The sequence below is a fragment of the Enterococcus sp. JNUCC 77 genome (genome assembly GCF_054819945.1).
On sequence record NZ_JBTHIG010000001.1, the window covers coordinates 745,974 to 765,944 of the forward strand.

Here is a 19,971-nt window from a genome sequence, read left to right on the forward strand (position 1 = left end):
TCCATGTACGATCAAATGCAAGCAATTGAAGATCGATATGAAGAACTCGGAGAATTATTAAGTGATCCAGCGGTAATCTCTGATACAAATCGTTTTATGCAATTGTCAAAAGAAGAAGCAAATACTCGTGAGACCGTTGAAACTTATCGTCGATACAAAAAGGTCGTTGAAGGAATCAGTGAAGCCGAAGAACTACTAGGTGAAAACTTAGATGCTGAACTAGCTGAAATGGCAAAAGAAGAACTAGCGGATTTAAAAAAAGAAAAAGAAGTATTAGAAGACGAAATAAAAATTTTGTTGCTACCTAAAGATCCTAATGATGATAAAAATATTATTATGGAAATTCGTGGTGCAGCTGGTGGTGATGAAGCAGCTTTATTTGCTGGTGACTTATTTAATATGTACCAAAAATATGCTGAAGGCCAAGGCTGGCGCACTGAAGTTTTAGAAGCGAACGTAACGGGCATCGGCGGTTATAAAGAAGTTATCATGATGATTACTGGTGACAATGTCTACTCAAAATTAAAATATGAAAGTGGTGCCCACCGAGTGCAACGGGTACCATCGACTGAATCGCAAGGTCGGATTCATACTTCAACATCGACAGTGGTAGTCATGCCAGAGGCGGAAGAAGTTGAAATAGATATTGCTGATAAAGATATTCGAACAGATATCTATCATGCTTCAGGCGCCGGCGGGCAGCACGTCAACAAGACTGCATCGGCTGTTCGTTTAACACATATTCCAACTGGAGTGGTGGTAGCAATGCAAGATGAACGCTCACAAATCAAAAATCGCGAAAAAGCTATGAAAATTTTACGTGCCCGAGTGTATGATAAAATTTCATCAGAAGCTCAAAGCGAATACGACGCATCAAGAAAATCAGCAGTCGGTACTGGTGATCGTTCTGAAAGAATTAGAACATATAATTATCCACAAAATCGGGTGACTGATCATCGGATTGGTTTGACAATCCAAAAACTAGATCAAATTTTAGCTGGTAAATTAGATGAAGTAGTTGATGCCTTGATTCTTTACGATCAAACGAAGAAATTGGAAGAATTACAAAATGTCTAACAGCTATTTAGAAGTCCTGACCAGGGCTTCTTCTTTTTTAGAGCGTCATGGAAAAGAAGGCCATGCAATAGAATATTTATTTTTAGCACGTAAAAATTGGGACAAAACCACTTGGTTGTTAAATATGCGCAAGTCAATCTCGCCGGCTGATGAAGCAATCATTGAAGCAGATTTAGCTGAGCTAATGAAAGACATTCCACCCCAATACCTATTAGGTTATGAAGAGTTTTATGGTCAAACTTTTAAGATTACTAAAGACACTTTAATTCCGCGACCTGAAACAGAAGAATTAGTTGCTTTATGTCTAGCTGAAAATCCTAAAAAAGATTTAAAAGTGACCGATATTGGGACAGGCACGGGGGTGATCGCCATTAGTTTGAAATTAGCGCAACCTTCTTGGCAAGTCACAGCATTAGATATTTCAACAGCAGCACTGGAAGTGGCAAAAATGAATGCTGAAAACTTGTCTGCAGAAGTTCATTTTAAAAAAAGTGATGTTCTAGCAAAATTGACAGAAAAACAAGATATCATTATTAGTAATCCGCCATATATTTCAGCTGATGAATGGGAATTAATGGATGTCAGTGTCCGTAAGTTTGAACCGAAACAAGCATTATTTGCCGATAATCAAGGATTGGCAATCTATCAGAAAATTGCTGAAGAAGCACCGAAATTATTAAATCCTCAAGGAAAAATTTATTTAGAAATTGGCTTCCAACAGGCAGACTCTGTTAAAGAAATCTTTCAACAAGCTTTTCCAGCTAAAGAAGTCAATCTGAAAAGAGATTTGTTTGGTTTGGATCGGATGATTGTCGTTGAATAAAAATCTGGGGATAAAAATTTTATTTTTCTTTCATAATTTATAGAAAAACTGATGGTATCAGTCTTGAAAACGAATTAAAAGTTATCAACAAGGTTATGCACACTTGACAAAAGATTTATCCACAAGTCGTGGGTAACTTAAAATAAGTGTTTGAAAAATTGGGAAATCAAGATAATAGGAGTTGTGGATAAACTGTGGAAACAAAAATATTTAAAGCGGCAGATTTGCCGCAGGTGATTGATTTATTAAAAAGCGGCGAGGTAGTCGCTTTTCCCACGGAAACTGTCTATGGATTGGGTGCTGACGCGCTTTTACCAGCAGCTGTCAAGCAAGTTTTTGCGGTCAAAGGACGTCCCGCTGACAATCCTTTAATTGTGCACGTATCAGACTTTGAAATGACGAAACAATTTGTGGAAAAGTATCATCCTTTAACTCAACAGATCATAAAAGAATTCTGGCCAGGACCGTTGACATTAATTTTTGAATTAAAAAAAGGTGCATTAAATCCTGTTGTTACAGGTGGTTTATCCACAGCAGCATTTCGAGTGCCAGACAATAAAATAACGTTAAAATTAATAAAAGAAGCGGGATTTCCTTTAGTCGGACCTAGTGCCAATACCTCTGGCAAGCCGAGTCCAACGACAGCTGAACATGTCTATCACGATTTAAATGGAAAAATAGCAGGAATTTTAGATGACGGTGCGACACAAATTGGTGTTGAATCAACCGTATTAGATTTAAGTGGTGACGTTCCGACTATTTTACGACCGGGAGCAGTCACTAAGGAAATTTTGGAAGATGTTTTAGGAATTGAGGTTCCTTTGGACGCTCATTTGGTGAAAGAAACTGAAACGCCAAAAGCACCGGGGATGAAATATAAACATTACTCGCCGGACACACCGGTTTATATGGTGGAAAATTCTGATTGGCCAGCCGCTATTGATTGGGCAAAAAGTGAGAATTTACGAGTGGGTATTTTAGCAGGTCCAGCGATAAGTGATAAATTTACTGGATTGAATCATTTTATTTTTGAGAACGATTCGATTGAAGCAGCTACTCATGGTTTGTTTAGTGGGTTACGAGCACTGGATCAGAGAGAAGATGTTGACATTATTTTTGCTAATGTTTTTTCTGAGACAGATCTAGGTTTGGCTTATATGAATCGATTAAAAAAAGCGGCAGGACAAAAATACTTCAAAAAATAATTTGGCATAATATTCGATAAAAGGTTACAAATCTCGTATACTTAAAACTACTAAACAGTTAAGGGGTGGAGTGTTGATGAATTACAAAGAATTAGACCCAGATTTATGGCGTGCAGTTTCCTTAGAGGAGGAGCGCCAACAGAACAATTTAGAATTGATTGCATCAGAAAATATTGTTTCAACAGCTGTTCGTGCAGCGCAAGGGACCGTTTTAACGAATAAATACGCAGAAGGTTACCCTGGTCGTCGCTATTATGGTGGTTGTGAATTTATTGATATTGTAGAAAATTTAGCAATTGATCGTGCCAAGGAATTATTTGATGCAAAATTTGCAAATGTTCAAGCTCATTCTGGTTCTCAAGCCAATCAAGCAGCTTATTTGTCACTGATTGAAGCTGGTGACTTAGTTTTAGGAATGGATTTATCAGCGGGCGGTCACTTAACTCATGGTTCTCCGGTAAACTTTAGCGGGAAAACCTATCACTTTGTAGGCTATGGTGTTGATCCAGAGTCTGAAACTATTGATTACGATGTTGTGCGCCAATTAGCGCTTGAACACAAACCAAAATTAATTGTCGCAGGAGCAAGTGCTTATTCTAGAACAATTGATTTTGCTAAGTTTAAAGAAATTGCTGATGAAGTGGATGCAAAATTAATGGTAGATATGGCCCATATTGCTGGATTGGTTGCGACTGGTTTGCATCCCAATCCAGTGCTATATGCTGATATTGTTACTTCTACGACTCACAAAACTTTGCGAGGACCTCGTGGTGGATTAATTTTAACTAATAATCCTGAGTTAGCGAAAAAAATCAATAGCGCTGTTTTTCCAGGAACGCAAGGTGGCCCATTGGAGCACGTAATTGCTGCTAAAGCTGTCGCATTTAAAGAAGCTTTAATGCCTGATTTTAAAGAATACAGCCAACAAGTTTTAAATAATATTAAAGCGATGGAAACTGTTTTCAATGATACGCCAGAAATGCGAGTTGTCTCAGGCGGCAGTGACAATCATTTACTTTTATTAGATTTAGCTGGTTTTGAGATTAGTGGACGTGAAGCTGAAGAAATGTTGGATTCAGTGAATATTACTGTAAACAAAAATTCAATTCCGTTTGAAACAAAAAGCCCAAGAGAAACCAGTGGCATTCGTGTCGGTACAGCGGCGATTACTTCTCGTGGTTTTGATGAAGAAGATACAAAAGCGGTAGCACAAGCAATTATCGCTACACTAAAATCAAAAGGTGACAGCCAACAATTAGATAAAGTGAAAGCTGAAGTGTTGAGACTCACTCAGAAAAATCCTTTGTAAGAAAAACTTTTCTTATGGAAAAAGATAGCTTATAATAAGACAAAATGAGCACAAAAGGAGCAATTAAAAATGGGTAAGTTTCAAGTAATCGATCATCCTTTAATTCAACACAAATTAACAATTATTCGCGATAAAAACTGTGGTACAAAAGTTTTCCGTGAGGTTGTAGACGAAATTGCCATGTTAATGGCTTATGAAGTTTCTCGCGATATGCCTTTAGAAGATGTAGAGATCGAAACACCAATCACTATGTCCACTCAAAAAACTTTGTCAGGAAAAAAAGTGGCAATTGTGCCAATCTTGCGTGCAGGTCTAGGAATGGTTGATGGTATTTTAGAATTAATTCCAGCTGCCAAAGTAGGTCATGTGGGAATGTTCCGTGATGAAGAAACTTTAAAACCACACGAATATTTCTTTAAAATGCCAGAAGATATTGATTCTCGTCAATTATTCGTAGTCGATCCAATGTTAGCGACTGGTGGATCTGCGATCATGGCAATTGATTCATTAAAAAAACGTGGCGCTTCTAACATCAAATTCGTTTGTTTAGTTGCTGCTCCAGAAGGCGTAAAAGTATTACAAGATGCTCATCCAGATGTTGATATTTATACTGCAGCATTAGATGATCATTTAAATGAACAAGGATACATTGTACCTGGTTTAGGTGATGCAGGCGACCGTTTATTCGGTACTAAATAAGAAAAAGACCGATTCTTTTTAAAGAATCGGTCTTTTATCTTATCAGCTTTAAATTTTTTCTAGCTGTTTGTAGTTAATTACAGCGACACCATTTGATTCATTTATCAAATTTGTATTTGCTGTTGTTTCATCGATCTCAACAATTGCTGCGTTACGTAGTTGTTTCGTTACCTTACCAGTTTGTTTCTTACCATGAACAGTAAAAGTAACTTGCGTAGTAATAGGAAAAGTTTTTCCTAATTCGGAAGGGTCGATCTGCGTGTCCATTTTACCAAATGTTGCCAAAAAAACTCGCCTCCTTTAGTGTTACACATTACATTATAACATTTTTTAGCCATTTTTTCATCTATGGGACTTTTTCGAAGGTTTGCCTTTACTTTTTTTGAAAAGTTGCCTATAATTTTTTTGTAGTTTGCCAGCTTAGCTCAGTCGGTAGAGCAACGCACTCGTAACGCGTAGGTCACAGGTTCGATTCCTGCAGCTGGCATAAAAAGACAAATCCACGCCAAAATGTGGATTTGTCTTTTTTAATTTAAAATATAAATAAATTATTTTAGCTTAATACCTAAAGTTTCATCTTTCGGTATAAAAAGTTACTTTTTTAACTGAACGTATTCCTTGACCATACCCATCCATTGATTATTATGTTTAAAGAGATTATTTTTTTGCAATTTACTACGTTTACTTTATAAAATTTATACCATCAATCCTATTTATTTAAAAAACTATTTTCAGTAAAATTCTTATAAAGCCAAATTTTTTTTATTTTTACCATATGTGTAAATAATACGTGCTCTTTTTTCAAAGTTTTTCAAAAGACCGATGATTGCCGCTTTGTTTTATCATCAGGAGCGTCTATAATGTAACAGTATACTGGTGGAAAAGAGATGAAAAATGGATAAAAAAAGAAAAAGAAGCAATGATGACAGTCGCATTGATTATGGTGTGATTTTACCAGTCTTTGTTTTATGTCTAATCGGTTTATTGTCATTGTATGTTGCTCTGGGTCATGACCCGAGAAATCCTAATGTATTTACTAGCTTATCGATGCAAGCTTTATGGTACATCGTCGGAGCTGTTGCAATTATAATTATTATTCACTTTAATGCGAAATTTATTTGGAAAGTTACACCATTTTTGTATGGCCTTGGTTTGGCGGTCATGCTGGCCTTATTAAGATTTTATGATCCTGCATTGGCAGCTTCAACAGGTTCGAAAAACTGGTTCCGCTTTGGGAGTTTAACCTTTCAACCGGCGGAATTAATGAAAATTGCCTATATTTTGATGATGGCTTATGTGATTACAAGACATAATGTAGCTCATCGTGTGCGCAGTTTAAGAAGTGATTTGAAATTAATTGGTAAAATGTTTTTAGTCACGATTCCAGTCTTAGGCTTAATCATGGCACAAAATGATTTCGGAACAATGCTGGTCTTCTTTGCGATATTTGCAGGTATGTTTTTAATGTCCGGAATCTCTTGGATTATTATTATCCCGGTAATGAGTTTGGCGGTTCTTTTAGCAGGATCCGTTATTTTTCTAGTAACAACTGATTCTGGCCGTGAAGTGCTAAGCTTTATTGGTTTTAAGAATTATCAGTTTTCCCGGATTGATTCATGGTTAGATCCTTTCCATGACCCACAGGGAGATAGCTTTCAATTAGCCCATTCTTTAATGGCAATTGGTTCTGGAGGTATGTTTGGTAAAGGCTACAATGTAAGTAGTGTTTACGTACCAGTACGTGAATCTGATATGATTTTTACCGTTTTTGGTGAAAATTTTGGTTTTGTCGGCGGTGCATTGATTATTTTATTATATTTCTTACTGATTTATCGGATGATTCGGGTCAGTTTTGACATGAACAATGAATTTTATGCTTATATATCGACTGGGATTATTATGATGATTTTATTCCACGTCTTTGAAAATATTGGTGCAAATATCGGACTATTACCGTTGACTGGGATTCCTTTGCCATTTATTAGTCAAGGGGGATCATCAATTATAGGGAATATGATTGGTGTCGGTCTAATTTTATCCATGCGGTATCAAAGTAAAAAAAATCCAGAAATTGAGCTTCACAGGAGGGCGCGACGTGTATAAATTTTATTGGTATCCAAAATGTTCTACTTGTAGAAAAGCAAAAGCTTGGCTAGAAGAAAATCAAGTTCAATTTGAAACAATTGATTTAGTTCAAGCAACACCAAGTCAAAAGGATTTCGAAAAATGGTTGACCAATAGTGAGTTGCCATTACGGAGATTTTTTAATACTAGCGGGATGAAATATCGTGAACTAGAATTAAAAGATAAAGTTCCAGAAATGAGCATCCCGGAAGCTAGCAAATTATTAGCTAGTGATGGCATGCTAGTAAAGCGACCAATGATTATTAAAGACAATCACTTTGTAGTGAATGGTTTTAAAGATACAACTTATGAAGAGGTGTTTAGTTAATGGCAAATGAAAAAAACGGTTTATGGCTAGATGAAACAGATGATTTTACAACGATTGGTCTTACATTAACGTCTTTAGATGAGTTAGGCGAAATCTCGTTTGCTTCTTTACCTAAAGTAGGCCAAATTTTAGCAATGGATGATGTTTTGGCAGAATTAGAAGCTGAAAAAGCAGTAAGTGAATTTAAAAGTCCAGTAGCAGGAACAGTTTCAGAAATCAATCAAATTTTCTTGCAAACTCCAGAAAAAATTGATCCTAAAGACGAAGTTGCTGCGTGGATCGTCAAAATTAAAAAATAAGCCGAGAAAAATTAAGCTTGATGAATTTGTTGACAGAGATTTCTTAGACTGCTATAATTCATTTCAACATAACAACAAGCAATGAAAAGAAGAGTATATCTAAACAAGTCATACAGAGAGTTCCGGTAGCTGAAAAGGAATGGAGTTGCATAGGTAGAAGATGGTCTTTGAGCTTTAGCGGACGATGAGTTCGTTACGGGTGTGCCCGATATAGCACCTAAGTATGCGTCGTTGACAAGTACTTGAAGAGGTTATTATTGCGAGATAATGACAAAAATAGGTGGTAACACGAAAGTTTGAGTTTTCGTCCTAAGTGTATCTTTTTATACATTTGGGGCGGAGGCTTTTTTTGTTGGAGGAGGAAGATTTATGGGATTCATCGAACTTAGTCAAGTCGTAAAAACATTTAGCGGCAAAGTTGGCACAGTTCATGCGGTACAAGGCATTAATTTAACTGTCGAAAAAGGTGACGTATTTGGTATTGTTGGTTATTCAGGGGCAGGGAAAAGTACGTTGGTTCGTTTATTAAATGGACTTGAAACACCAACTGCTGGTGAAGTCATCGTCGATGGTGAAGACATTACAAAATTAAAAGGAAATCAGTTGCGACAATTTCGCAAAAAAGTGGGCATGATTTTTCAGCATTTTAATATTTTGTGGTCACGAACGGTTTTAGAAAATATTCAATTGCCTTTAGAATTAGCCGGAGTACCAAAAGAACGACGAAAAGGTCGGGCGGAAGAATTATTAAAATTAGTTGGCTTAGAGGGCCGTGGTAATGCCTACCCATCACAATTATCTGGTGGGCAAAAACAAAGAGTTGGAATTGCGCGGGCATTAGCAAATGATCCAGATATTCTTTTATGTGACGAAGCCACTAGTGCTTTAGATCCACAAACAACCGAAGAAGTGTTGGAATTATTGGCAGATATTAACCAACAATTAGGCTTAACCATTGTCTTAATTACTCATGAAATGAATGTGGTTAGAAAAATTTGTAATAAAGTGGCAGTAATGGAGTTAGGAAAAATTGTGGAAGAAGGCAATGTTCAAGAAGTTTTCCGTCATCCACAACAAGCCGTGACTAAAATTTTTGTACAACAAGAATTAGAACCTAAAAATGACCCAGCTGCCTTACTAGCAGAGTTTATCAAAGAAAACCCAACAGGAACATTGGCTTCGTTACAATTTGTCGAAAACAATGCGGGTGAACCAGTCGTCTCACAAGCTATTAGAAATTTTGATGTGAATGTTAGTATCATTTACGGCAACATCGAACGAGCGGCTGGTAATTCTTTTGGTACTTTGACTGTGCAATTAACAGGTAGCGAAGTCACCAAGGCTATCGAATTTTTCGAAAGTCAAAAAGTTGGGGTGGAGGTGTTGCATCATGGCTAATAATAATCAAAGTTTTGTAGAACAATATTTGAATTTTAGCAATGTTGATCCTACCACAATGAAAGAAGCTGTTAGAGATACTTTATATATGACGATCGTTTCGATGGTAATTGTTTTGGTTTTAGGTTTGCTTTTAGGTCTGTTGCTTTATTCAATTGGTCGTAAGAAATCTTTTGCCAGAAGTATCTTATACGGTATCGTATCGATTTTAAGTAATATTTTCCGTTCGACACCGTTTATGATTTTGATGGTGTTAATTATTCCATTTACACGAGCTTTAGTTGGAACGATTTTAGGAGCTCAGGCAGCCATTCCGGCCTTAGTTTTATCAGCAGCACCATTTTATGCACGCTTGGTTGAAATTGCTTTTCGTGAGGTTGACAGTGGTGTGCTAGAAGCTGCTGATGCAATGGGTGCTAATTATTTTCAAACGATTATCAAAGTTTTGATTCCAGAAAGTTTACCAGCGTTGATCTCTGGCTTAACTGTAACTACTGTTTCCATGATTGGTTTTACAGCGATGGCGGGGGCAATTGGTGCAGGAGGACTTGGTTCACTGGCGTGGCAAGAAGGCTTCCAACGAGGAAATTATACTGTAACTTTTGTAGCAACAATCATTATTCTAATTATTGTATTCATTGTTCAAGGGGTCGGAGATTTCTTAACAAAGAAAACCGACAAACGTTGAGAGTAAATTCAGGATTCAATGAAATAAAAAATAGATTATCTTAAAATATGGGAGGAAATATTTATGAAGAAATGGGCAGGATTAGTAGCATTGGGATTAGTGACATTTGGCTTAGCAGCATGTGGTAATAGTGATTCATCAAGTTCTGATAGTTCAGGCGGCGATAGTAATACATTAGTGGTGGGCGCTTCACCAACCCCTCATGCTGAAATCTTAGAACATGTAAAACCGATTTTAGAAAAAGAGGGTGTGAACTTAGAAATCAAAAAATTTGATGACTATGTTCTACCAAATAAAGCTTTAGCAGATGGTGATATTGATGCCAATTATTTCCAACATCTACCATTCTTAAATAAAGCCATCAAAGAAAATGATTATAAATTCAGTAACGTTGGTGCCATTCATATTGAGCCAATGGGGTTGTACTCACAAGATGTCAAAAATATTGATGACATTCCTGAAGGAACGACAATTATTACCTCGAATTCAGAATCTGACTGGGGCCGAATTATTACTATCTTAAAAAATGCTGGTCTAGTTGATGTTAAAGAAGGAACCGATTTAGAGACTGCAACTTTTGATGATATTACAGACAATCCTAAAAACCTTGAATTTAAACACGATATTGATCCATCGTTGTTAACTACAACCTATCAAAATGAACCAAAAACAGTTGTTGCAATTAATGCCAACTTTGCCTATGGTGCTGGTTTAAATCCATTGGAAGATTCAATTGCTTTAGAAGAAGATAACTCACCATACGTAAATGTATTAGTGTCACGCACAGAAGATAAAGATAACGAAAATATCCAAAAATTAAATGATGTATTACATCAAAAAGAAGTACAAGACTGGATCCTTAAAAAATGGGGCGGTTCAGTTAAACCAGTAGCTAGTGATGCTGGTGAATGATCAAATAAATAATGTTGAAACTCTGGAGACGAAAAAACGTTTTCAGAGTTTTTTTATTGAAAGATCCTTGCTATTTTCTGAAATTATAATTATTCTAAATAAAGATTATTTTTTTAAAGAATTTTATCGGAATTCGTTTGTATTCCATTCTCATTTAGATTAAAATATGTGAGAACGGAAAAATATTTTTTTGGAGGGAAATTCATGTCAGTTTTAGAAATCAAAGACTTACACGTAGCCATTGAAGATAAAGAGATCTTAAAAGGTGTTAATTTAATCATGAAAACCGGCGAAATCCACGCAGTCATGGGACCAAACGGAACAGGAAAATCAACCTTATCAGCAGCCATCATGGGTAACCCAAATTACGAAGTGACCCAAGGAGAAATCTTATTTGATGGAAAAAATATTTTAGAGTTAGAAGTGGATGAAAGAGCCCGTCTAGGACTATTTTTAGCGATGCAATATCCAAGTGAAATTCCTGGTGTGACCAACGCTGAATTTATGCGAGCAGCTATGAATGCGCGCCGTCCAGAAGACGATAAAATTTCAGTCATGCAATTTTTGAAAAAACTAGATAAACAAATGGCTTTATTAAATATGCCAGAAGAAATGGCTGAACGATACTTAAACGAAGGCTTTTCTGGTGGAGAGAAAAAACGGAACGAAATTCTACAATTATTGATGATTGAACCAACATTTGCGATTTTGGACGAAATTGATTCTGGTTTAGATATTGATGCTCTAAAAGTTGTATCAAAAGGTATCAATGCTTTAAGAGGAGAAAATTTTGGCGCCTTAGTGATTACTCACTATCAACGTTTATTAAATTATATCGTGCCAGATGTGGTACACATCATGATGGATGGCAAAATTGTCTTAACAGGTGACGCTGACTTAGCGCGTCGTCTAGAAGCAGAAGGCTATGCCGGCATTTCAAAAGAATTAGGTATTGACTACAAAGAAGAAGTTTAGGAGGGCAAGATAAATGACAAAATGGATTGATTATCTTGAAGACGTGCAACGCTATTCAGCGGCATGGGAAGAACCTCAATGGCTGACTGATTTGCGGGTAGATGCCTTAAGTAAAATTGATGAACTACCTTTACCAACGATTGAAAAAGTTCGTTTCGCTCGTTGGAATTTATATAATGTGAAACCTGAAGCAGAAGTAACTACTGGAAATGTCCCTGATTTTTCTAATATGTCAGACAATCCAATGGTAGTTCAACAAGGTGAACAAACCGTATTTGAACAGATTTCACCGGAGTTAGTTGAACAAGGTGTAATTTTCACTGACTTTGTAACAGCAGTCAAGGAACATGGTGACTTAGTGAGAGAGTATTTCATGACAAAAGCTGTGCCTTACACAGAAAATTCATTAACTGCTTTACATGCAGCTTTTATGAACAACGGTGTATTCTTGTACGTGCCAAAAAATGTTGTGATTGAAAAACCTTTAGAAAGTTTATTTTTACATGATGGTAACGCGGATGCACATTTCTTTAAACATGTATTAATTGTTGCGGAAGACAACAGCCAATTTTCATATTTGGAACGCTTTGAATCTCATGGCAATGAAGCGAAAAAATTAACTGGTAATGTGGTAGTAGAAGTGATCACCAAACCAGGTGCCCAAGTAAAATTCTCAGCAGTGGATTCACTGGGTGAAAATATTACGACTTATATGAACCGTCGCGGATATTTACTAAGAGATTCTATGATTGACTGGGCGATCGGTGTTATGAATGATGGTAACGTGATTGCTGATTTTGATTCTGATTTAGTGGGTGACGGTGCTCATTCTGAAGTGAAAATTGTAGCCATTAGTACTGGTAAACAAGTTCAAGGAATTGATACGCGAGTGACCAATAAAGCGCCGCATACAATTGGACACATTTTACAACATGGTGTCATTTTAGAAAAATCTACTTTAACTTTTAACGGTATTGGACATATTTTAAAAGGTGCCAAAGGAGCAGATGCGCAACAAGAAAGTCGCGTATTAATGCTTTCAACAAAATCTCGTGGCGATGCCAATCCGATTCTATTAATTGATGAAAATGAAGTCACTGCTGGTCACGCAGCCAGTGTGGGTCGTGTAGATCCAGATGAATTATTCTATTTAATGAGCCGGGGACTAAAAAAAGATGAAGCACAGCGTTTAGTTATTCGTGGCTTCTTAGGTCCAGTTTTAACGGCGATTCCAGTGAAAGCGACGCAAGATCAGTTAATTGCCACCATCGAAGGGAAGTTGACGAAATAATGAAAGATTTTTTTAGCCTTAGAAATGATTTTCCCATTTTATTTCAAGATGTAAATGACGAACCACTGGTTTATTTAGATAATGCAGCAACGACTCAAAAACCTACCCAAGTACTAGATGTTTTACGTTACTACTACGAACACGACAATGCTAATGTTCATCGTGGTGTTCATACTTTAGCGGAACGCGCAACCAAAGATTACGAAGCAAGTCGTGAAAAAGTCCGTAAGTTTATTAATGCTGGTGAAACAGCAGAAGTTTTATTTACCCGGGGAACGACGACTGGATTAAACTGGTTGGCGCGAAGTTATGGCGATGCTTTCGTAAAAGAAGGCGATGAAATTGTCATCTCTTATATGGAACATCATTCAAACATTATTCCTTGGCAACAATTAGCGGATCGCAAAGGAGCAACTTTACGCTATCTTTCTATTACTGACGAAGGTCATTTAGACATGGAAGAAGTCGAAAAAGTTATCAACAAAAAAACAGCGATTGTTTCATTAGCTCATGTATCAAATGTTTTAGGTGTCGTTAATCCGATTAAAGAAATTGCTCAATTAGCGCACGCCAACGATGCAGTAATGATTGTTGATGGTGCCCAATCGACGCCACATATGAAGGTGGATGTGCAAGATTTAGATGCTGACTTTTTTGCTTTTAGTGGGCATAAAATGTGCGGTCCAACTGGAATCGGTGTATTATATGGCAAACGTAAATATTTAGACGCAATGGAACCAGTTGAATTTGGTGGCGAAATGATTGACTTCGTGAATCTTTTTGACAGTACTTGGAAAGAATTACCTTGGAAATTTGAAGCAGGTACACCAAATATTGCTGGCGCAATTGCTCTAGGTGGTGCGATTGATTATTTGAACGAAATTGGGATTGAAAATATTCACCAATATGAACAAGAATTGGTTGATTACGTTTTACCAAAATTGCAAAACATTGAAGGGGTAACTATTTATGGCCCGCAAGATGTAGCTAGTCATACGGGTGTGATTGCTTTCAATATTGACGGCGTGCATCCTCATGATTTAGCGACTGCTTTAGACATGGAAGGTGTCGCGGTCAGAGCAGGACATCATTGTGCCCAACCTTTAATGAAATACTTAAATGTCCCGGCAACAGCTCGGGCAAGCTTTTATTTCTATAATACAAAAGCAGATGCTGATCGGTTGATTTTTGCAATCGAAGCAACGAAGGAGTTTTTCAAAGATGGCCTTATCTAAACTAGATAATTTATATCGCCAAGTCATTTTGGATCATTCAAGTCATCCCCATCATTTTGGAAAGATTAGTGGAGATTCTACTGCAAATATTGAAATGAATAATCCAACCTGTGGTGATGTAATCGAATTGGAATTAGCAGTAAAAGATGGAAAGATTGAAGACATCGCTTTTTCTGGCAGTGGCTGTTCTATTTCCTCTGCGTCTGCGTCAATGATGACCGATGTAGTGATTGGAAAACCAGTGGAAGAAGCCGAACATTTGGCAGTTGTTTTTGCTCAAATGGTACAGGGCAACGAAATCTCAGAAGAAGACAGTGATGCCCTCGGTGATGCCGCAATGCTATCAGGTGTGGCGAAATTCCCCGCCCGCATCAAATGCTCGACTTTAGCTTGGAAAGCTTTAGGAAAAGCTTTAACTGACGAAACTGGTCAAGCCAAAGAAGAACAACTTCATAACGAATAGGAGTGAAAAGTATGAGCGAACTTGAATTACAAGAAGAATATCAATATGGTTTTCACGATGATGTTAAGCCCGTCTTCACAACCGGTGACGGATTATCAGAAGATGTCATTCGCGAAATTTCTCGCGCTAAAAATGAACCAGAATGGATGCTTGACTTCCGTTTAAAATCTTTAAAAGCATTTTATAAGATGGACATGCCAGATTACGGTCCTGATTTATCTGATTTAGATTTTGATAAAATTAATTACTTTATCCGCTCTAGTGATAAAAAAGCCCGTGACTGGGATGATGTACCAGAAGAAATCAAAACAACTTTTGAACGTTTAGGGATTCCTGAAGCGGAACGAGCTTACTTAGCCGGTGCTTCCGCCCAATATGAATCAGAAGTGGTCTATCACAATATGAAAGACGAATTCACAAAATTAGGAATTGTCTTTACCGATACGGATACGGCTTTACAAGAGTATCCCGAATTATTGAAAGAATACTTTGGGACTTTGGTTCCTCCGACTGATAATAAATTAGCTGCCTTAAATTCAGCTGCTTGGTCAGGTGGTAGCTTTATCTATGTACCAAAAGGAGTAAAAACTGATATTCCAATTCAGTCTTATTTCCGAATTAATTCAGCCAACACTGGACAATTTGAACGGACATTAATTATCGTTGACGAAGGCGCAAGTATAAACTATGTTGAAGGCTGTACAGCACCAACGTATTCTTCAGATAGTTTACATGCTGCCGTAGTAGAAGTTTTTGTTAAAAAAGATGGCTATTGCCGCTACACAACGATTCAAAACTGGTCAAATAATGTCTATTCATTAGAAACCAAACGTGGCTCTGCTGAAGAAAACGGGACGATGGAATGGATCGATGGTAACTTAGGTTCAAAAGTAACCATGAAATATCCATCCGTGTACATGAATGGCCGTGGCGCTCGTGGAACAATGTTATCAATTGCTGTAGCTGGTAAAAATATTGTTTTAGATAATGGCGCCCGTATGATTCACAATGCACCAAATACTTCAAGCTCAATTGTTTCTAAATCAATTGCCAAAGATGGCGGCGCGGTAGATTATCGTGGAACCGTTCGTTTTACAAGAGACAGTGAAGGCTCATTTTCACATATCGAATGTGATACGATCATCATGGACGATCAATCGAGTTCAGATACCATTCCTTACAATGAAATTATGAATGGCAACGTATCTCTAGAACATGAAGCCAAAGTTTCAAAAATTTCCGAAGAACAATTGTATTACTTAATGAGTCGTGGAATCTCTGAACAAGAAGCAACTGAAATGATTGTTATGGGATTTGTGGAACCATTTACCAAAGAATTACCGATGGAATATGCTGTCGAGTTGAATCGTTTGATTCAGTACGAGATGGAAGGCAGTGTGGGATAACCGCTTTATACCAGTGTTTATAAGGGTTTTAGTGAAGCTGTTGCGGCTGTTTGCCACAAATTTGCCACAAAAAATTAGATTAAAAATTAGAGTGTCCTTTTGGATACTCTTTTTATATATATTTTTCGTATAAATCTAACGCATCATTCTCAATTTTTTGGGTTATATGAAGATAAGTATCAGCAGTTATTGATATAGTTTTATGACCTAGTCGAGAACTTACATATTTTAATGTTGCACCAGATTCTAATAGATGAACCGCATGACTGTGTCTAAGTGCATGCGGAGAAAGAACAGGTACTTTAGCTCGTTTGCATGAAACAGCAAAAAAATCTCGAACAACAGAATGTCTCAGGTAATTTCCATTTTCATTTGAAAAAATTTGGTTAATATTTTTTGGCGCTAAATATGACGGATATTTTAAAATACACTCATTTTTATTCACTTTGTGTCTTTTTAATACGTCTACTGTAATAGCATCCATCTTAATAATACGTTTGCTTGACTCAGACTTAGGCGTCGTTATGACAGCATTGTTGTGATCATCATAAGCAAGATTTTTTGAAATAGATAACATTTTCGTTTCAAAATTTATATCAGACCATTCTAATGCTAAAGCTTCACCTAATCTTAATCCTGTATGTGAAAGTAGAGTAAATAACGCATAATATTGAATTGAGTGACCGTATTTTCCAAGTTGATAGGTACTAAGAAAAGTCAGTAATTGATCAAGTTCATCTCTAGTGAAAAACTTTACTTTATCAGATGATTCTTTTCCTGGAATTTTGATGCCACTTGCAACGTTTTTTTCAAGAAAGTCAAGTTCGATAGTTGCTGTTTCCAGTGCGTCTCTAAGGACGAGTAAATTTGAACGTACGGTACTTTTAAGTTGATTTTTTTCTTCGCTAAGATGATTTACCCATTTAACCACATCTTTTCTAGTAATCTCATTAAGTTTCATGAGGCCAAATGTAGGTAATATATGTAATCTTATTGCGCGCTCTAATCTTAAATAAGTTGATTGCTTAACGTGTGGTTTCTTGAAAGTTTCTAACCAATCTGGTAAATAATCTTCAACTAGAATGTTTCCACCACTGATACTAACTCCGTTACGATGTTGTCGTTCTATATCATTAGCAGCAGCTTGTGCATCCCTTTTTGTCCGAAATCCACTTCTGGATACTTCTTTGAATTTACCATTTTCCTTATACCGCATTCGAAAACGCCATTTACCATTCGCTTGCTGTTTAACACTAGCCATAATGAATTACTCCTTTCTGAGTTTACATGGTATTTAGATAAAAAATTTTAATTTTCAAAGAAATTTAGTGAAACGTGGAATTATTATCATCAAGAAAATTCTGATTAGTATTCGGTGAATAAATGGATTTTTCTTCAGATAATGCAACATCGTTGTCAACAAACCCCATATTGACTAAAATGTCGTCCCAAAATTCACTTCCACTCAACTTGTCTTTATATGCAGCCTGCATTTTCACTAAGGCAACTGTTTCCGCATTTTTTTTAATTCTTTTTTCTTTTGTACGCTTTAAATTTTCTATAAAGTCAAATATTTTATTATTTCCATTTCTAAATTTAACAACATAATCTAAGCTCATTCCTGGTCTGATTGAAAAACTGTGATCTAAGTAGTTTATTAATCGATTATGCATGGCAGAGTCGCTCATTCCAACATGATTTGCCATGTCTTTAAAAGTAAATCTGTTAGCAATCATGTATTCTAAAGTTTCATGATTGCAATATAATAATGACGCAATAACATTAGCTTCATTTTCAAAAGGAATCAATTCCTCATTATAGACTCCGTCTAATTGGTCACTTGCCAAAGAAATAAAAACTTCTTTTAATTCAGAATCTCTAATATGGAAATAAAAATGCGATAATTCATGTAAAATAGTAAAAATAATACGAGTCAGTGGTCTATTTTGGTTGATCAATATAAGTGTTCGATTATTGTCTGGGATGGTAACACCAGATATTCGATGAACAATTTCAGAATCCATAAAGCGAAAATTAGCAGTCTTGATAAGTTGTTTAAATTTTATCCAGGAATTATCTGGTATGCCAGTTGTCCAATCTATATCAAGATGCGAAAGAGGGTGGACATCAAAAAATGTAAAGCTTAGATTGTAATTAATTTGAAAATATTGAATAACATCCCGATAAGTTAATTGTGATATTGCCTTTCCTAATTGAAAAGAAATATCCTGAATTAAAATTTGGGATTTTAGTTTATATTCTTCATATTCTATATCTGTAACTCTCTGATATTCAAACTTTCTCATGATTTCACCAACTATTCTTTCCAATTAGAATCATCTTGAAGTAATCCTTTAGCAATTCTCATCATGCCTTTAAGAGACTGGTTAAATTTTTTCTTTTCTTCTGGACTCATATTGTTACTTTCAAGACGAAAAGCAGCAATTAAATCATTTTCACTTTCATCAAGCAAGTTTTCTTTAATGTTTGGATTGTCCGACTTTCCTATCAAGTAATCTGTGGTAGTGTTTAACTTTGCAGCTACTTTTTCTAAATACTCGATTTTAGGTGATTGTATTTTCCATTTGTAAATCGTACTTTCACCGAATCCTAGTTCTTTGGAAATTTGTTTTACGCTTTTTCCTTGGTTTTTTGCCAATTCTTGAATTCGTTCAAATACTGTCATGATGGCATTCTCCTTATAATCCAAAAGAAAAATACCCAAAAATATAACTTAAGTGTTGAAAATAGTATCCGTTTGGGTTATACTTCTTTTGTAAGTTATTCTAATAGATAGACAAACTAAAAACATACCCTAATTGCAAAGTTTGGCGACTGCAGCAAATTTAAAAAGGTATTATTAGCCTTATTTTTCTATACCCTAATAGTATCCGAATGGGTCAAGGAAGTCAACAAATAGTTACACTTTTTCTTTTAGAATAACTTACATTTTTATTAGGAGGTGAAAAAAATGCCGGATACTACAATTGGGAGAAATAAGATTCGTAAGTATTTCGAAGACAAAAAAATTTCTTTGGTCACAGTTGCCACATATTTTGGAGTAGCTAAACAGGATCTAAATGACTATCTTTCAGGAAAAAATCAAAGCAGAAAAGCTCACGAAACTTTGACCGCAATAATCGAATATTACAAAATCAGATAGGAGGCAAAAGATGATGCAGCACGCTGATATTCCTATTCAAGTAGCTATCCAAGTAGATGATAGGTATATGGAAAAATATGCTAAAGAGTATATCAAGAAATTGTATGATAAATCATTACGACCTGAATGGCTAACGATTGCCGACTTGGAAAAAATTACACGACGTAAAAGAGGTTGGATTATGCAATTCATTATTGATGATCCATACGTGAGGAAAAACAAGATTGCAAAAAAAGAAAGCGATAGTCCCAAAGCTCAATGGTTAATTGATGCTGAACGAATTAGACCATTTTTAAAGCGGTTATTTAATGAGTTACCAGACTATTAGGAGGTATGGATATGCGAAACGATTTTTATTATGAAGATTACGTACCCAAGGTTAATGCTAAAAAAGTTTCTAGAAGACGTGCGAAAAAATCGTTTTTGACCGGTTCAGTGTTAATAAGCGTTTTTACTGGTATCTGGCAATTATCAATTTTTTTAGTCGGTATTTTAATTATTACTGACTATGTACAACAAAAAAATAGACACGATCGCCGGCAAGCTAATCGTGTCAAAGTGTAACAATCTATTTAA

Annotated in this window: 23 protein-coding genes, 1 tRNA gene and 1 other annotated feature; of the genes, 20 read left to right on the forward strand and 4 right to left on the reverse strand. The window is 36.2% G+C overall.

The genetic code is table 11. The features are described from left to right. The first annotated feature begins 3 nt into the window (after positions 1-3). The 5 genes from prfA to upp all read left to right on the forward strand — a co-directional run bounded on the left by prfA (position 4) and on the right by upp (position 5,113). A complete protein-coding gene (gene prfA / locus ACVWNY_RS03740) occupies positions 4-1,077 on the forward strand; it encodes a peptide chain release factor 1 (RefSeq protein WP_218324498.1) in 1,074 nt (357 codons plus the stop codon). Then, the gene (prmC, locus tag ACVWNY_RS03745) at positions 1,070-1,900 is read left to right on the forward strand and encodes a peptide chain release factor N(5)-glutamine methyltransferase (protein WP_454071687.1); all 831 of its coding nucleotides are present in this window, start codon (positions 1,070-1,072) and stop codon (positions 1,898-1,900) included. Before prfA ends, prmC begins: the two co-directional genes overlap by 8 nt. A 194-nt stretch (positions 1,901-2,094) precedes the next feature. Further along, the gene (locus tag ACVWNY_RS03750) at positions 2,095-3,105 is read left to right on the forward strand and encodes an L-threonylcarbamoyladenylate synthase (RefSeq protein ID WP_454071688.1); all 1,011 of its coding nucleotides are present in this window, start codon (positions 2,095-2,097) and stop codon (positions 3,103-3,105) included. 76 nt (positions 3,106-3,181) lie between these two features. Continuing rightward, positions 3,182-4,414 (forward strand): serine hydroxymethyltransferase, encoded by a 1,233-nt coding sequence (gene glyA, locus ACVWNY_RS03755; RefSeq protein WP_454071689.1) that lies wholly within the window; start codon positions 3,182-3,184, stop codon positions 4,412-4,414. A 69-nt stretch (positions 4,415-4,483) separates the two neighbouring features. Then, complete coding sequence (gene upp, locus ACVWNY_RS03760; protein ID WP_218324502.1) at positions 4,484-5,113, forward strand: uracil phosphoribosyltransferase; 630 nt, start codon at positions 4,484-4,486, stop codon at positions 5,111-5,113. Positions 5,114-5,161: 48 nt separating this feature from the next. On the opposite strand, the gene ACVWNY_RS03765 is transcribed toward upp, so the two are convergent. Beyond that, positions 5,162-5,380 carry a hypothetical protein gene (locus tag ACVWNY_RS03765; protein WP_218324815.1) on the reverse strand — a complete coding sequence of 73 codons (219 nt, stop codon included), beginning with the start codon at positions 5,378-5,380 and terminating at the stop codon, positions 5,162-5,164. Positions 5,381-5,527: 147 nt separating this feature from the next. Here ACVWNY_RS03765 and ACVWNY_RS03770 point away from each other — a divergent pair. The 12 genes from ACVWNY_RS03770 to sufB all read left to right on the forward strand — a co-directional run bounded on the left by ACVWNY_RS03770 (position 5,528) and on the right by sufB (position 16,232). After that, positions 5,528-5,600: transfer RNA gene (locus tag ACVWNY_RS03770), tRNA-Thr, on the forward strand. Between the two features lie 407 nt (positions 5,601-6,007). Next, positions 6,008-7,216 (forward strand): FtsW/RodA/SpoVE family cell cycle protein, encoded by a 1,209-nt coding sequence (locus ACVWNY_RS03775; RefSeq protein ID WP_218324503.1) that lies wholly within the window; start codon positions 6,008-6,010, stop codon positions 7,214-7,216. After that, positions 7,209-7,565 carry an arsenate reductase family protein gene (locus ACVWNY_RS03780; protein WP_218324504.1) on the forward strand — a complete coding sequence of 119 codons (357 nt, stop codon included), beginning with the start codon at positions 7,209-7,211 and terminating at the stop codon, positions 7,563-7,565. The genes ACVWNY_RS03775 and ACVWNY_RS03780 overlap by 8 nt, the downstream gene beginning before the upstream one ends. Further along, complete coding sequence (locus ACVWNY_RS03785) at positions 7,565-7,864, forward strand: glycine cleavage system H family protein (protein ID WP_218324505.1); 300 nt, start codon at positions 7,565-7,567, stop codon at positions 7,862-7,864. The genes ACVWNY_RS03780 and ACVWNY_RS03785 overlap by 1 nt, the downstream gene beginning before the upstream one ends. Before the next feature lie 72 nt (positions 7,865-7,936). Continuing rightward, positions 7,937-8,179, forward strand: a binding site (T-box leader). Between the two features lie 54 nt (positions 8,180-8,233). After that, positions 8,234-9,262, forward strand: a complete 1,029-nt coding sequence (locus ACVWNY_RS03790) for a methionine ABC transporter ATP-binding protein (protein WP_218324506.1) — start codon at positions 8,234-8,236, stop codon at positions 9,260-9,262. Then, complete coding sequence (locus tag ACVWNY_RS03795) at positions 9,255-9,950, forward strand: methionine ABC transporter permease (RefSeq protein WP_218324507.1); 696 nt, start codon at positions 9,255-9,257, stop codon at positions 9,948-9,950. The genes ACVWNY_RS03790 and ACVWNY_RS03795 overlap by 8 nt, the downstream gene beginning before the upstream one ends. 63 nt (positions 9,951-10,013) lie before the next feature. Continuing rightward, positions 10,014-10,862 (forward strand): MetQ/NlpA family ABC transporter substrate-binding protein, encoded by an 849-nt coding sequence (locus ACVWNY_RS03800; RefSeq protein WP_218324508.1) that lies wholly within the window; start codon positions 10,014-10,016, stop codon positions 10,860-10,862. Between the two features lie 204 nt (positions 10,863-11,066). After that, on the forward strand, positions 11,067-11,837 hold the full coding sequence (gene sufC / locus ACVWNY_RS03805) for a Fe-S cluster assembly ATPase SufC (protein ID WP_218324509.1): 771 nt from the start codon (positions 11,067-11,069) through the stop codon (positions 11,835-11,837). Between the two features lie 13 nt (positions 11,838-11,850). After that, on the forward strand, positions 11,851-13,128 hold the full coding sequence (gene sufD / locus ACVWNY_RS03810) for a Fe-S cluster assembly protein SufD (RefSeq protein ID WP_218324510.1): 1,278 nt from the start codon (positions 11,851-11,853) through the stop codon (positions 13,126-13,128). Next, on the forward strand, positions 13,128-14,363 hold the full coding sequence (locus tag ACVWNY_RS03815; RefSeq protein ID WP_454071690.1) for a cysteine desulfurase: 1,236 nt from the start codon (positions 13,128-13,130) through the stop codon (positions 14,361-14,363). The genes sufD and ACVWNY_RS03815 overlap by 1 nt, the downstream gene beginning before the upstream one ends. Then, positions 14,350-14,826: a Fe-S cluster assembly sulfur transfer protein SufU gene (gene sufU / locus ACVWNY_RS03820; RefSeq protein WP_218324512.1), complete on the forward strand. Its 477-nt coding sequence runs from the start codon at positions 14,350-14,352 to the stop codon at positions 14,824-14,826. Before ACVWNY_RS03815 ends, sufU begins: the two co-directional genes overlap by 14 nt. Before the next feature lie 11 nt (positions 14,827-14,837). Further along, complete coding sequence (sufB, locus tag ACVWNY_RS03825; RefSeq protein WP_218324513.1) at positions 14,838-16,232, forward strand: Fe-S cluster assembly protein SufB; 1,395 nt, start codon at positions 14,838-14,840, stop codon at positions 16,230-16,232. A gap of 112 nt (positions 16,233-16,344) precedes the next feature. On the opposite strand, the gene ACVWNY_RS03830 is transcribed toward sufB, so the two are convergent. The 3 genes from ACVWNY_RS03830 to ACVWNY_RS03840 form a co-directional block, all read right to left on the reverse strand. Further along, complete coding sequence (locus tag ACVWNY_RS03830) at positions 16,345-17,493, reverse strand: site-specific integrase (RefSeq protein WP_454071691.1); 1,149 nt, start codon at positions 17,491-17,493, stop codon at positions 16,345-16,347. A gap of 64 nt (positions 17,494-17,557) precedes the next feature. Next, a complete protein-coding gene (locus ACVWNY_RS03835) occupies positions 17,558-18,562 on the reverse strand; it encodes an ImmA/IrrE family metallo-endopeptidase (RefSeq protein WP_454071692.1) in 1,005 nt (334 codons plus the stop codon). Beyond that, the gene (locus tag ACVWNY_RS03840) at positions 18,550-18,918 is read right to left on the reverse strand and encodes a helix-turn-helix domain-containing protein (protein ID WP_454071693.1); all 369 of its coding nucleotides are present in this window, start codon (positions 18,916-18,918) and stop codon (positions 18,550-18,552) included. Before ACVWNY_RS03840 ends, ACVWNY_RS03835 begins: the two co-directional genes overlap by 13 nt. A 285-nt stretch (positions 18,919-19,203) precedes the next feature. Here ACVWNY_RS03840 and ACVWNY_RS03845 point away from each other — a divergent pair, with 285 nt between their 5' ends. The 3 genes from ACVWNY_RS03845 to ACVWNY_RS03855 are packed head-to-tail and all read left to right on the forward strand — an operon-like array spanning position 19,204 to position 19,959. Beyond that, a complete protein-coding gene (locus ACVWNY_RS03845) occupies positions 19,204-19,395 on the forward strand; it encodes a hypothetical protein (RefSeq protein WP_454071694.1) in 192 nt (63 codons plus the stop codon). Between the two features lie 10 nt (positions 19,396-19,405). Further along, positions 19,406-19,723 (forward strand): DUF771 domain-containing protein, encoded by a 318-nt coding sequence (locus ACVWNY_RS03850; protein ID WP_454071695.1) that lies wholly within the window; start codon positions 19,406-19,408, stop codon positions 19,721-19,723. Between the two features lie 11 nt (positions 19,724-19,734). Continuing rightward, positions 19,735-19,959: a hypothetical protein gene (locus ACVWNY_RS03855; RefSeq protein ID WP_454071696.1), complete on the forward strand. Its 225-nt coding sequence runs from the start codon at positions 19,735-19,737 to the stop codon at positions 19,957-19,959. Positions 19,960-19,971: the final 12 nt, after the last annotated feature.

Coding starts and splice junctions, on each gene's coding strand:
- ACVWNY_RS03840 (WP_454071693.1), bottom strand. CDS start 18,918: ATGACAGTATTTGAACGAATTCAAGAATTGGCAAAAAACCAAGGAAAA.
- ACVWNY_RS03785 (WP_218324505.1), top strand. CDS start 7,565: ATGGCAAATGAAAAAAACGGTTTATGGCTAGATGAAACAGATGATTTT.
- ACVWNY_RS03815 (WP_454071690.1), top strand. CDS start 13,128: ATGAAAGATTTTTTTAGCCTTAGAAATGATTTTCCCATTTTATTTCAA.
- ACVWNY_RS03765 (WP_218324815.1), bottom strand. CDS start 5,380: ATGGACACGCAGATCGACCCTTCCGAATTAGGAAAAACTTTTCCTATT.
- sufU (WP_218324512.1), top strand. CDS start 14,350: ATGGCCTTATCTAAACTAGATAATTTATATCGCCAAGTCATTTTGGAT.
- prmC (WP_454071687.1), top strand. CDS start 1,070: ATGTCTAACAGCTATTTAGAAGTCCTGACCAGGGCTTCTTCTTTTTTA.
- ACVWNY_RS03855 (WP_454071696.1), top strand. CDS start 19,735: ATGCGAAACGATTTTTATTATGAAGATTACGTACCCAAGGTTAATGCT.
- ACVWNY_RS03830 (WP_454071691.1), bottom strand. CDS start 17,493: ATGGCTAGTGTTAAACAGCAAGCGAATGGTAAATGGCGTTTTCGAATG.
- prfA (WP_218324498.1), top strand. CDS start 4: ATGTACGATCAAATGCAAGCAATTGAAGATCGATATGAAGAACTCGGA.
- ACVWNY_RS03790 (WP_218324506.1), top strand. CDS start 8,234: ATGGGATTCATCGAACTTAGTCAAGTCGTAAAAACATTTAGCGGCAAA.
- sufB (WP_218324513.1), top strand. CDS start 14,838: ATGAGCGAACTTGAATTACAAGAAGAATATCAATATGGTTTTCACGAT.
- glyA (WP_454071689.1), top strand. CDS start 3,182: ATGAATTACAAAGAATTAGACCCAGATTTATGGCGTGCAGTTTCCTTA.
- ACVWNY_RS03775 (WP_218324503.1), top strand. CDS start 6,008: ATGGATAAAAAAAGAAAAAGAAGCAATGATGACAGTCGCATTGATTAT.
- ACVWNY_RS03795 (WP_218324507.1), top strand. CDS start 9,255: ATGGCTAATAATAATCAAAGTTTTGTAGAACAATATTTGAATTTTAGC.
- ACVWNY_RS03850 (WP_454071695.1), top strand. CDS start 19,406: ATGATGCAGCACGCTGATATTCCTATTCAAGTAGCTATCCAAGTAGAT.
- upp (WP_218324502.1), top strand. CDS start 4,484: ATGGGTAAGTTTCAAGTAATCGATCATCCTTTAATTCAACACAAATTA.
- ACVWNY_RS03845 (WP_454071694.1), top strand. CDS start 19,204: ATGCCGGATACTACAATTGGGAGAAATAAGATTCGTAAGTATTTCGAA.
- ACVWNY_RS03800 (WP_218324508.1), top strand. CDS start 10,014: ATGAAGAAATGGGCAGGATTAGTAGCATTGGGATTAGTGACATTTGGC.
- sufC (WP_218324509.1), top strand. CDS start 11,067: ATGTCAGTTTTAGAAATCAAAGACTTACACGTAGCCATTGAAGATAAA.
- sufD (WP_218324510.1), top strand. CDS start 11,851: ATGACAAAATGGATTGATTATCTTGAAGACGTGCAACGCTATTCAGCG.